This is a genomic window from Streptomyces sp. NBC_01497, from assembly GCF_036250695.1.
In the GTDB taxonomy this organism is placed as follows: Bacteria; Actinomycetota; Actinomycetes; order Streptomycetales; family Streptomycetaceae; genus Streptomyces.
The window spans coordinates 5,780,604-5,791,823 of the sequence record NZ_CP109427.1; the positions used below are offsets into that span (position 1 = coordinate 5,780,604).

General features: G+C 73.1%; 11 protein-coding genes and 1 pseudogene. 10 read left to right on the plus strand and 2 right to left on the minus strand.

Annotation, left to right across the window (positions count from 1 at the left end; all coding sequences use genetic code 11):
- Positions 1–42: 42 nt before the first annotated feature.
- The 4 genes and pseudogenes from dusB to OG310_RS24320 all read left to right on the plus strand — a co-directional run bounded on the left by dusB (position 43) and on the right by OG310_RS24320 (position 3,062).
- Positions 43–1,215, plus strand: coding sequence for a tRNA dihydrouridine synthase DusB (gene dusB / locus OG310_RS24305; RefSeq protein ID WP_329457986.1), 1,173 nt, complete (start codon positions 43–45; stop codon positions 1,213–1,215).
- A gap of 311 nt (positions 1,216–1,526) precedes the next feature.
- A pseudogene (locus tag OG310_RS24310) lies at positions 1,527–1,715 on the plus strand (aldo/keto reductase); the annotation flags it as partial.
- 119 nt (positions 1,716–1,834) lie between these two features.
- Positions 1,835–2,254, plus strand: a complete 420-nt coding sequence (locus OG310_RS24315; RefSeq protein ID WP_329457987.1) for an aldo/keto reductase — start codon at positions 1,835–1,837, stop codon at positions 2,252–2,254.
- Between the two features lie 121 nt (positions 2,255–2,375).
- Complete coding sequence (locus OG310_RS24320; RefSeq protein WP_329457988.1) at positions 2,376–3,062, plus strand: hypothetical protein; 687 nt, start codon at positions 2,376–2,378, stop codon at positions 3,060–3,062.
- 37 nt (positions 3,063–3,099) lie between these two features.
- Here the strand turns inward: OG310_RS24320 and OG310_RS24325 are convergent, their stop codons facing one another.
- Positions 3,100–3,861, minus strand: a complete 762-nt coding sequence (locus tag OG310_RS24325; protein ID WP_329457989.1) for an SDR family oxidoreductase — start codon at positions 3,859–3,861, stop codon at positions 3,100–3,102.
- Between the two features lie 188 nt (positions 3,862–4,049).
- On the opposite strand from OG310_RS24325, the gene OG310_RS24330 reads away from it, so the two are divergent.
- Positions 4,050–4,985, plus strand: coding sequence for a helix-turn-helix transcriptional regulator (locus tag OG310_RS24330; RefSeq protein ID WP_329457990.1), 936 nt, complete (start codon positions 4,050–4,052; stop codon positions 4,983–4,985).
- 42 nt (positions 4,986–5,027) lie between these two features.
- Here OG310_RS24330 and OG310_RS24335 read toward each other — a convergent pair whose 3' ends face one another.
- Complete coding sequence (locus OG310_RS24335) at positions 5,028–5,831, minus strand: GntR family transcriptional regulator (protein ID WP_443078890.1); 804 nt, start codon at positions 5,829–5,831, stop codon at positions 5,028–5,030.
- Between the two features lie 309 nt (positions 5,832–6,140).
- Here OG310_RS24335 and OG310_RS24340 point away from each other — a divergent pair, with 309 nt between their 5' ends.
- The 5 genes from OG310_RS24340 (at position 6,141) to OG310_RS24360 (ending at position 11,209) form a co-directional block, all read left to right on the plus strand.
- Positions 6,141–7,304, plus strand: a complete 1,164-nt coding sequence (locus tag OG310_RS24340; protein ID WP_443078891.1) for an ABC transporter substrate-binding protein — start codon at positions 6,141–6,143, stop codon at positions 7,302–7,304.
- Complete coding sequence (locus OG310_RS24345) at positions 7,304–8,212, plus strand: ABC transporter permease (protein ID WP_329457993.1); 909 nt, start codon at positions 7,304–7,306, stop codon at positions 8,210–8,212. The genes OG310_RS24340 and OG310_RS24345 overlap by 1 nt, the downstream gene beginning before the upstream one ends.
- Positions 8,200–9,246: an ABC transporter permease gene (locus tag OG310_RS24350; RefSeq protein ID WP_329457994.1), complete on the plus strand. Its 1,047-nt coding sequence runs from the start codon at positions 8,200–8,202 to the stop codon at positions 9,244–9,246. The genes OG310_RS24345 and OG310_RS24350 overlap by 13 nt, the downstream gene beginning before the upstream one ends.
- 8 nt (positions 9,247–9,254) lie before the next feature.
- On the plus strand, positions 9,255–10,379 hold the full coding sequence (locus OG310_RS24355) for an ABC transporter ATP-binding protein (protein WP_329457995.1): 1,125 nt from the start codon (positions 9,255–9,257) through the stop codon (positions 10,377–10,379).
- Positions 10,380–10,531: 152 nt separating this feature from the next.
- Complete coding sequence (locus OG310_RS24360; protein ID WP_443078892.1) at positions 10,532–11,209, plus strand: HAD family hydrolase; 678 nt, start codon at positions 10,532–10,534, stop codon at positions 11,207–11,209.
- Positions 11,210–11,220: the final 11 nt, after the last annotated feature.

Below are 11,220 nucleotides of genomic sequence, written 5' to 3' on the forward strand. Positions count from 1 at the left end.
GGTTCGCGCGGGGCACCCCGCGCGATACGCGACAATGGGGCCATGACCACCGAGACCCTCACCGCGACCACGCCCGCCGAGAGGGCGGCCGCACAGCTGTCCGTCGGGCCGTATGCCGTAAGGCCTCCCGTGGTTCTGGCGCCGATGGCCGGAATCACGAACGCGCCCTTCCGCACGCTGTGCCGGGAGTTCGCGGGCGGCAAGGGCCTCTTCGTCAGTGAGATGATCACCACACGCGCACTGGTCGAGCGCAACGAGAAGACCATGCAGCTGATCCGGTTCGACCCGGGCGAGACGCCCCGCTCGATCCAGCTGTACGGCGTCGACCCGGCCACCGTCGGCAGGGCGGTGCGGATGATCGTCGACGAGGACCTCGCCGACCACATCGACCTCAACTTCGGCTGCCCTGTGCCCAAGGTCACCCGCAAGGGCGGCGGCTCGGCCCTCCCGTACAAGCGGCCGCTGCTGCGCGCGATCCTGCACGAGGCGGTGTCCAACGCGGGCGCGCTGCCCGTCACGATGAAGATGCGCAAGGGCATCGACGCGGACCACCTCACGAGCCTGGACGCCGGCCGGATCGCCGTCGACGAGGGCATCACCGCGATAGCCCTGCACGGCAGGACCGCGGCGGAGCACTACGGAGGCACGGCCGACTGGGACGCGATCGCCCGTCTCAAGGAGCACGTGCCGGAGATCCCCGTACTCGGCAACGGCGACATCTGGTCGGCCGAGGACGCGCTGCGCATGGTGCGCGAGACGGGCTGCGACGGCGTCGTGGTCGGCCGCGGCTGCCTCGGACGGCCCTGGCTGTTCGCGGACCTGGTCGCCGCGTTCGAAGGCACCGGCGAGATGACGCGCCCCGCCCTGCGCCAGGTCGCGGCCGTCATGCACCGGCACGCGCAGCTGCTCGGGGAGTGGCTCGGCGACGAGACGCGTGGCGTGATCGACTTCCGCAAGCATGTCGCCTGGTACCTGAAGGGCTTCGCGGTCGGCTCCGAGCTGCGCAGGCAGCTCGCGGTGACGTCGTCCCTCGCCCAGCTCGACGAACTGCTGGCGGGCCTCGACCTCGACCAGCCCTGGCCGGCCGGGGCCGACGGCCCGCGCGGACGGACGTCGGGCAACAACCGCGTGGTGCTCCCGGACGGCTGGCTGAAGGACCCCTACGACTGCGCCGGGATCGACGCGGGCGCGGAACTCGACACGTCCGGCGGCTGAGAGCGCCCGCGGGTCCCGCCGGGATACGGACGGGGCCCGCGTCCCGCCGGACGAAGACGGGGCCCGCGTCCCGTCGGAGGAAGACGCGGCACCGGGTGACGGTTCGGCGCCCCCTCGCGTGGTAGGCGCCCGGTACGCCGGTCCACTCCCGGCGTTCCGCGACCGGGAGGGACCACGATGGAGTACCGGCAACTCGGACGATCCGGCCTGCGCGTCTCCGTGCTCTCCATGGGCACCATGACGTTCGGCGGCAGGACCAGTTCGGCGCCATCGGCAACACGGACGTGGCAGGCGCCAAGCGGCAGATCGACATGTGCCTGGACGCCGGCGTGAACCTGATCGACACCGCCAACATGTACTCGTCGGGGGCGTCCGAGGAGATCGTCGGCGAGGCCCTCGCCGGCCGGCGCGACCGGGTGCTCATCTCCGACAAGGTACGGATGAGGGTGGGGGAGGGCCCGAACGACGAGGGCCTGTCCCGGGGGCACATCCTGGATCAGGTCGAACGGAGCCTGCGCCGCCTCGGCACGGACCACCTGGACAGCTACCACGTGCACGCTCGCGGGACGCCGAGTACGGACTCGTCCCGCTCTCGCTCGACCAGGGGCTCGGCGTCCTGGTGTGGAGCCCGCTCGCGGGCGGGCTGCTGTCCGGCAAGTACCGGCGGGGCGGGCAGGCGAGCGAGGGCCGCCACCTCACCGAGTGGAGCGAGCCGCCCGTACGCGACGAGGAGAAGCTGTACGACACCGTCGAGACGGTCGTCGACATCGCGTCCGCCCACGGCGCCTCGCCCGCGCAGGTCTCCCTCGCGTACCTGCTCGCGAAGCCCGCGGTCACCTCTCTCGTCGTCGGAGCGCGCAGGGACGAGCAGCTGGCCGACAACCTGGGCGCGGCGCAACTCGCCCTGTCGTCCGAGGACGTCGACCGGCTCGACAAGGTCAGGGCGCCCGGCCTGATCTACCCCCACTGGCACCAGGCGGCCAACGCGGCCGGGCGGTTCGGCGCGCCCGACCGCGCCCTGCACGACCCCGCCCGCTGACGGCCCCGCCCGCTGACGGCCCCGCGCCTGGCCCCGCCGGGCGCGCGGGAAGCGGCGCGGGGCCGGGAGCGGGCTGTTCCCGTGCTGCGCTAGCGTGGTCGCGTCGAGGGGGAGGGGTGCCGTGGAACGGGTCCGGCTGTGGTGGAAGCCCGTACTGGCGTGTGTCGTCGCGGTGCTCGGTGCGCTCTCGCTCGCCGGGCAGATCAAGATGGTGGTCCAGGGGCGCGCCGAGCTCGCCGACCTGCGCACGCACGGCACGCGCGTGCCGGGTGAGGCCCGTGTCATGACGCACTGCGGCGGCAGCGGCCGGTCGTACTCCTGCGGAACGTCCGCGGTCCGGCTGGACTTCACCGACACACGGAAGGTGCCGTGGCTGGTGGGCGAGAAGTCCGTCGCGTCCTCCCTGTACGTGCCGCGGGGCAAGCTGAACGACGAGGCGGCGATCGCGACGACCGTCGTGTACGACCCCGCCGACCCGGAGGACGCGCAGGCGCTCGGCGCCGTCGGCCAGAACGTTCTGGACCTCGCCCGCCACAACCTGTCCACCCTGGTCATCACGGTGCTGATGGCCGTGCTCGGCACGGGAGTCGCGCTCGGCTCCTGGCCGGACCGCGCGGCCAGGACGGCTGCCGCGGGCGCCGTGGCCGGGCGCAGGGACGCGCGCGCCATGGCGTGGCGGCGGGAACTGGACGAGAGCGACGAGGCGGTCCGCAGGGCGCGCGGCGACCGGGCGGACGGGGACGCCGGCGACGCCGAGTCCGGTGACGAAGGCGCGGGCGGGGGCCGGGGCGCGCAGAGCGGCGGTTGAGCCCGGGACGCCGCCCTGCCCCCGTCCGGGGACGCGGTCAGCCCTGGCGGCCGGGCAGCATGGCAAGGGCCCGGGAGCGCTGCGCGACCAGGCCGGCGTAGGTGCCGTCCCGCTCGGCCCAGCGGTGCATGAGGACCCCCTCGACGAGGATCTCGTCGGGGGTGGGTTCCTGCGCGAGCAGCCGCATGGTCTCGCCGGCGAAGTCGTCGAGCGGCAGTCCCTGCGGGTTCACCCCGTCCGGGCCCGCCGTCGCGACGGCCGGCGGGACGAGTTCGACGACTCCGACACCGGTGCCGTCGAGCTGTGCGCGCAGCGCCTCGGAGTAGGCGTGCACCGCGGCTTTCGACGCGGCGTAGGTGGGCATGGGCGGGAACGGCAGGAAGGCGATGCCCGAGGTGACGGTCACGAAGTCGCCCGCGCCGCGCCCGACCAGGTGCGGTGTGAACGCGTCGATGACCCGGATGGTGCCGAGCAGGTTGGTCTCGATCGTCGTGCGTGCCGCCTCGAAGTGCGCCGGGTCGCGCAGGTCTTCCAGGAGCATGACGCCCGACATGGTCACCACCGTGTCCAGTGCGGGATACCGGGCGAGGACGGCGTCACGGGCCCGTGCGACGGAGGCACCGTCGGCGACGTCGATGGGGAAGGCGCCGATGCCTTCGTCGGTGAGATGCGACAGTGCTTCCTCGTTGCGGCCGCCGACGGCCACGGTGCTGCCCGCCGCGGCGAACCGCCGGGCCAGCTCCCGGCCGATGCCGGACGTACCCCCGACGACGAGGACGGTGCGGTTGGAGAGATCCACGGGTCTTCCCTTCGGTGGTGTGCGCCGGCGGCGTTCAGGAGCGCGTCCCCGGCGCAGACGATCGCGGTCCTTCTCGAACGGCGATGCCGAAAGTCTCGACGGTGCCCGCCGGACGGGGTGAGGCCCCCTGATTCCCTGGTCCTGTCAGGGCCCCCTCTCCGGGGCGCGTGCCGCACTACCGTGGACGGATGAAGCATGAGGATCCCGGCAGCCGGCTCGGCGGCTACCTCCGCGCCCGGCGGGAGCTGGTCTCCCCGGAGGCGGCGGGGCTCCCGCCCGGCGCCAACCGCCGCGTGCCCGGCCTGCGCCGTGAGGAAGTCGCCCTGCTGGCCGGCATCAGCCCCGATTACTACCTGCGCCTGGAGCGGGGCCGCGACAAGAACCCCTCGCTCCAGGTGCTCGCGTCACTCGCGCGCGTCCTGCGTCTCGACGACGTCGAGCGGACGTACCTGCTCGGCCTCACGGCGGCACGCCCCAGGGCGCCGCGACGCAAGCGGCCCGAGCAGGTGCCGGACCGGGTGCACCAGCTCCTCGCCCAGCTGCAGATCCCCGCGTTCGTCGAGGGCCGCGCGTTCGACGTCCTGGCCTCCAACCCGCCGGCCGTCGCGCTCTCCCCGCGTCTGCGCCCCGGCCACAACCGGATGCGTTCGCTCTTCCTCGATCCCGAGGAACAGGCCTTCCAGCAGGACTGGCCCAGAGCCGCCGCGGGCTTCGTCGCCGCGCTGCGCACGAGCATCGGGGACGACACCGACGACCCCCGGTTCGTCGAGATCGTCGGGGAGCTCGCCCTCGCCAGCGGACGGTTCCGCACGCTGTGGGCCCGGCACGATGTCCGCGACCTCGACGGAGGCACGGCCACCGTCCACCACCCCGTCGTCGGTGACCTGCGGCTCCACCGCGACAAACTCCCCGTCGACGACGTCATCCTCGTCGTGTACTACCCCGACAAGGGCAGCGACAGCGACGAGAAGCTGCGCCTGCTCGCCGCACTCGCGGCAACGGATCCGGCTGATCCCGCCGATCCGGCCGATCCCGCCGATCCGGCCGATCCCGCCGATCCGGCAGGACGCACCGACGAAGCGCACAGCCGGCCAGGAGGGACCCCGCCCCCGAAGGCGCCGTGACGCCCGGGTGCCGGGGGACCGCACCGGCCCCCCGGTCATGACTCAGGGCGTCCGTGCCGGGTGCGGGGTCACGGACGGGCCGGCGTGCCGTTCCAGCGGAGTCGCCGCCGCCGAGTTGCTCACGGCGAAGGCGACACTCCCCGGCAGGTAGCGGCCGTCCGTCCACTCGATGGGACGCCCCGCCGCCGTGTATGTGAGGTAGCGCTGCCGCAGCAGCGGACTGCCCCGGCGTACGCCCAGCAGGCGCGCGTCCTGGCTGCCCGCGGCGACCGCGTCGATCAGGTGCTCGCCGTAGTGCGCCACGATGCCCGCCTCCTCGGCGATGCTGTTCATGATCGAGACGCAGTCCACGGGCAGGCCGAGCACGGCCGGCGCGACCCAGTCGGTGTAGGCGGTGCGCTCCACCAGCACGGGTTCGCCGTCCAGGTGCCGCAGCCGCAGGACGCACAGGACGTCGCTGTCCTGTGCCACCCCGAGCCGGGACGCCTCCTCGGCGCTCGGGCGCCGCGTCGCGCGGTCGAGGATGCGGCTCGACACCTCGCACCCCATGGCCTGCGCCCATTGCGCGAAACTGTTCAACTGCGCGAAGCTGTGCCGCCGTTCCTGGCGGAGCACCACCCGGCGCGCGCCCTGCCGCGAACCGATCAGCCCTTCGGAGGCGAGCAGGCCCACCGCCTGGCGCACCGTGCCCCGGGAGGCTCCCCACCGCTCGGCGAGGTCGCTCTCCGAGGGCAGCAGCCCGCCCACCGGGTACTCCCCTTCGAGGATCGACTGCCGCAGCGCCTCCGCTATCTCCACGTAGCGCGAACCGCTCACGCGTCCCCCTCGGCCGTACGGATGGTCCATGGTCGGCTGTACACAGATACGGGTACCCACCACGTACCGGGTCCTTAACTCTAACCGCACCCGGGTTCAGCGGTGACGCCGTCCCGGTGTCCCCTTCTGTCGGGATGTCAGGTAGGCCAAGCACGGATATGTCGGTCGTTGTGTCGTCCGTCCCGTCTTCCGTGCGTTGACCGCGAGAGGCCATGCCCCGTTCATTCCCCGGTCACCGCGACCGGGCGAACTGATTCCAGCTTGTCTGAACAAGTGGGGCCGTGAGGCCCGGACAGGCCTTCCATCCCCATGCCCTACGGGAGACACAGCGTGACCCGAATCCGTGTGCGCGACCACCGCCGGCTCATCGCCGCCGTGGCGCTCAGCACCGCAGCCCTCACCGCGCTCACCGCGTGCGGTGCCAAGCAGGACAACGCCGCGGACACCTCCGCGTCCGCGGGCGGCGTCAAGGCGTCGACCGCGACCTCGGCCGCCGCCTTCGGCGGTATGGACGCCCTGGTAGCCGCCGCTCAGAAGGAGGGCTCGCTCAACGCGATAGCCCTGCCGCCGGACTGGGCCAACTACGGCGAGATCATCAAGCAGTTCGAAGCCAAGTACAAGATCAAGGTCAAGGACGAGACGCCGGACGCGGCGAGCGCCGACGAGATCAGCGCGATCACGTCCCGCAAGGGCCAGGACCGCGCCCCCGACGTGGTCGACCTGGGCATCCCCTTCGACCGCAGCGGCGCCTCGCAGGGCCTGTTCGCCCCGTACAAGGTCGCGAGCTTCGACAAGATCCCGACGGCCCAGAAGGACCCGAACGGCCTCTGGTACAACGACTACGGCGGCTACATCTCCATCGGCTGCGACGCCAAGCGCGTCAAGGTCTGCCCCACCACCTTCGCGGACCTCCTGAAGCCCGAGTACAAGGGCCAGGTCGCCCTCAACGGCAACCCGAACAAGTCGGGTTCCGCCTTCGGCGGCGTGTACGCGGCGGCCCTCGCCAACAAGGGCGGCTTCACCGACATCCAGCCCGGTATCGACTACTTCGGCAAGCTGAAGAAGAGCGGCAACTTCATCCCCGTCGAGTCCACCCCGGCCACCGTGGAGAAGGGCGAGACGCCCATCTCCATCGACTGGGACTACCTGAACGCCTCCTACGCCGACGAGTTCAAGTCCAAGGGCGTCGACTGGAAGGTCACCGTACCCACCGACGGGCAGTACGCGCAGTACTACTCGCAGGCGGTCAACAAGGACGCGCCGCACCCGGCGGCCGCCCGGCTGTGGATGGAGTTCCTCTACAGCACCACCGGCCAGAACCTGTTCCTGAAGGGGTACGCGCGTCCCGTGCTGCTGCCCTCGATGACCGCCGACGGCTCCGCCGACAAGACGTTCGTCGCCAAGCTGCCGCAGGTCACCGGAACCCCGTCCTTCCCCGCCTCCAGCGACCTTGACAAGGTCAAGGGCGTCCTCGCCCAGAACTGGGACAAGGCCGTCTCCTGATGCCGTCCGACACCCTGCCCGCCGCGCCGGGCAAGCCCGTACCGGGCGCCGCCGACGGCAGCCGCCGTCGGCGGCGGGGGTCGCGCTCCTGGCTCGGCACCCTCCCGCTGCTCGTGTTCGCCGCCGTCTGCTTCGGGCTGCCGGTCGGCTTCGTCGTGTACGGGGCGCTCACCACCGACCAGGGCGGCGCCACGCACGCGACCGGCGCCAACCTGTCGACGTCGCTGCACGGCGCCTACCTCGGTTCGCTGACCGGCAGCGTCGAACTGTCCGCGCTGACCGCCCTGATCGGCTGTGTGCTCGGCATGCTGATCGCGCAGGCCGTGGTCACCTCGCGGCGCGGCGCGCTGCGCGAGTCGGTGCTGACCGCGTCCGGCGTGCTCGCCAACTTCGGCGGTGTGCCGCTCGCGTTCGCGTTCGTCGCCACGCTCGGCATCTCGGGCGTCGTCACCCAGATCGCACACCTCGGCTCGGCCGGCTGGAGCCTCTACTCGTTCCCCGGTCTCGTCGTCATCTACCTGTACTTCCTCATCCCGCTGATGGTGCTCGTCTCCGTCCCCGCGCTGGACGGGCTGCGCCCGCAGTGGCGGGAGGCCGCGCAGAACGCGGGCGCCACCACCGGGCAGTTCTGGCGTCATGTCGGCATCCCGGTGCTCGCGCCCACCCTGCTCGGCGGCTTCGTGCTGCTGTTCGGCTCCGCGTTCGCCGCGTACGCCACCGCGGCCGCGCTGGTCGGCGGCTCCGTGCCGCTCGTCACGCTGAAGATCGCGGACGCGCTCTCCGGCAACGTCCAGGTCGGGCAGGAGAACGTGGCCCTCGCGCTCAGCGCGGACATGATCGTGATCGCCGGGCTCGTCATGGCGGTCTACCTGCCCCTCCAGCGACGGAGCACCCGATGGCTGCACTGACCCCCACGGCGGACGGCGCGGACACCGCGCCCGCCGGCCCGAAGGACGTGTCCCGGCGCGGCGGTTCCCCTGCCGCGCGCCCGGCCCGGGCCCGCCGCGGGCGGCCGCGCGTGTGGCGCGGTGCCGTACTCGGCCTTGCGGGCGTCTACTTCCTCGTCCCGCTCCTCGCGTCGTTCGTCTTCACCGTCCATGTCTCCGGCCAGGGCGTGAACTTCGACGCGTACACCGGCATCTTCTCGGCCGACGGCTTCGGCCGGAGCCTGCTGCTCTCGCTCGGGCTCGCCGCCGCGACGATCGTGCTCTCGCTGCTGATCGCCGTGCCCGCCATGGTCGCGGTGCGCCTCGGTGCGCCGCGGCTGCGGCCCGTCGTCGAGATCGTCTGCATGCTGCCGCTGGTGGTCCCGCCGATCGCGCTGGTCAGCGGGTTGCAGAGCGTCCTCAAGTGGGGGCCCGACCACCTCGCCACGACGCCGCTGTACCAGACCTTCCTCGCTGTGCAGAACCAGTCGTTCCCGCTGGTGCTCGTCTTCGCGTACGTGGTGCTGGCGCTGCCCTTCGTGTACCGCTCGCTCGACGCGGGTCTGCGTGCCGTCGACGTCACGACGCTCGTGGAGGCCGCCCGCAACTGCGGTGCCTCGATGCCCTACACGCTCTGGCGGGTGATCCTGCCGAACCTGCGGTCCTCGCTGGCCGGTGCCGCCTTCCTCACGCTCGCGCTGGTGCTCGGCGAGTACACCATCGCCGCACTGCTGGGCTACGAGCCGTTCGCGGTCTGGATCGTCACCATCTCCGGCGACCAGGCACAGATGTCCGTCGCGGTGTCGCTGCTGAGCCTGCTGATCGCGTGGGCGCTGCTGCTCGTCCTGTCGCGCGCCGGTGCCCGCGCGGACAGCGGCGCCGGGGTGAGCGGCGGGCCCGCTTCCCGGGTGTCCGGCCCGGACGCCTCCGGCGCCTCCGCCACGGCTCCGGCCCCCCGTACGGCCCCGGCACCCGGTGCCGCCGCCCCCCTGCCCGCCCCCTCCGGCAAGGAGTAGTCCCTCCCATGGCCACATCCACCCTGTCCACCGCCCCCGCGGCGGACGGACGGCCCCCGGCCGCCGCCGGCGCCCTGGTCGAATTCCGCGGCCTGCGCCGGGAGTTCGGTCCCACCGTCGCCCTCGACGGGCTCGACCTGACCGCGCGGCCCGGTGAACTGCTCGCGCTGCTCGGCCCGTCGGGCTGCGGCAAGACCACCGCCCTGCGCGTGCTCGCCGGTTTCGAGCACCCCGACGCGGGTGACGTCCTGGTGGACGGCGAGGACATCACGCGGGTGCCCGCCAACCGGCGCGACGCGGGCATGGTCTTCCAGTCGTACAGCCTCTTCCCGCACCTCAGCGCCCGCGACAACGTCGCCTTCGGGCTGCGCGTACGGAAGGTGTCCGCGGCCGAGCGGCGCGAGCGCGCCGCCGAACTCCTTGACCTGGTCGGCCTGCCCGAGCACGGCGACCGCTTCCCGCACCAGATGTCCGGCGGGCAGCAGCAGCGTGTCGCGCTCGCCCGCGCGCTGGCGCTGCGGCCCCGCGTGCTGCTGCTGGACGAACCGCTGTCGGCGCTCGACGCGAAGGTCAGGCTCACGCTGCGCGAGGAGATCAGGCGGCTCCAGCTGTCCCTGGGCATCACCACGATCTTCGTCACGCACGACCAGGAGGAGGCCCTGTCGATGGCGGACCGTGTCGCCGTGCTGAACGCCGGCCGCCTGGAGCAGTGCGCGACGCCGGCGGAGCTGTACGAGCGGCCCGCGACCGCCTTCGTCGCCGAGTTCGTCGGCACGATGAACCGCCTGCCGGGTGTCCTGGCAGGCCCCGGCCGCGTCCAGGTCCTGGGCGTGGCACTGCCGGTCGACGGCGAGGCGCCCGCGGTGGGCGGCGGCGGGGCGGTCGAGGTGCTGATCCGGCCCGAGAACGTCACCGCGCAGCCCGACCCGGGGGGCACCGCGACCGTCGTCGCCGCGTCCTTCTTCGGCTCGGTGACCCGCATCCTGCTGGATCTGCCGGACGGCACGACCGTCAAGGCGGATGTGGCGTCGCGCGATGCGGCCGGTCTCGCGCCGGGGGTCCGCGCCACGGTCGCCCCGGCGAACCGTCCGGTCCTCGTCGTCGCCCCGGCTCGGGCGGGGAAGGCCGCGTGAGCGACCTCCGGGCCACCGGGAGCGCGCCCGGCGGGCGTGGCCGCGTCGGCGCCGAGGAGGCCCCGGCCGTCGTCGCCGCGGCCACGGAGGGTCCGCTCGTGGTCTCAGGCGCCCCTGCGGCTCCCGGAGCCCTCGCGGCGGTCCTGTTCGACATGGACGGCACCCTCGTCGACACCGAGTGCCTGTGGTGGGACACCGCCGCCGAGGTGGCGGCCTCGCTCGGTCACCAACTGGGCGACGACGACGCCCCCGAGGTCGTGGGCCGCGCCGTCCGGGACACCGCGGCGCACCTCGTGGGGGCCGTCGGCGCGGCGGGCGCCGGTGGCGCCGATGCCTGGTCCGCCGGGACCGCGGCGAGCGTCGAGGCCGTCGCCGCCGAACTGACCGCCGCCTTCTTCCGGCGCGTCGACGCGGGCGCTCCGCTGCGCCCGGGCGTCGGGCAGCTGCTGGCCTCTCTACGGGCCGCCGATGTGCCGTTCGCACTGGTGAGTGCCTCGCCGCGGGCGGTGGTCGACTCGGTGGTGGGTGGCGCGCTGGCCGGAGCGGGCTTCGCGTTCACGCTCTCGGCCGACGACACCGAACGGACCAAGCCGCACCCGGATCCCTACCTGGCGGCGGCCGGCCGGCTCGGAGTCCCGCCCAGCGCCTGCGTGGCCGTGGAGGACTCCCCGGACGGCACCGCGTCCGCCCGCGCGGCCGGGTGCGCGGTGCTCGTCGTACCGTCGCTGCTGCCCGTGGAGGAGGGCGAGGGCCGGTACTTCACGAGCAGCCTCGAAGGGGTGGGACCCGCGGAACTCGCCACCTGTCTGACCGCCGACTTTAGGCCATAGGGGGCGTGATA

Coding starts and splice junctions, on each gene's coding strand:
- dusB (WP_329457986.1), top strand. CDS start 43: ATGACCACCGAGACCCTCACCGCGACCACGCCCGCCGAGAGGGCGGCC.
- OG310_RS24330 (WP_329457990.1), top strand. CDS start 4,050: ATGAAGCATGAGGATCCCGGCAGCCGGCTCGGCGGCTACCTCCGCGCC.
- OG310_RS24335 (WP_443078890.1), bottom strand. CDS start 5,831: ATGGACCATCCGTACGGCCGAGGGGGACGCGTGAGCGGTTCGCGCTAC.
- OG310_RS24345 (WP_329457993.1), top strand. CDS start 7,304: ATGCCGTCCGACACCCTGCCCGCCGCGCCGGGCAAGCCCGTACCGGGC.
- OG310_RS24350 (WP_329457994.1), top strand. CDS start 8,200: ATGGCTGCACTGACCCCCACGGCGGACGGCGCGGACACCGCGCCCGCC.
- OG310_RS24355 (WP_329457995.1), top strand. CDS start 9,255: ATGGCCACATCCACCCTGTCCACCGCCCCCGCGGCGGACGGACGGCCC.
- OG310_RS24360 (WP_443078892.1), top strand. CDS start 10,532: ATGGACGGCACCCTCGTCGACACCGAGTGCCTGTGGTGGGACACCGCC.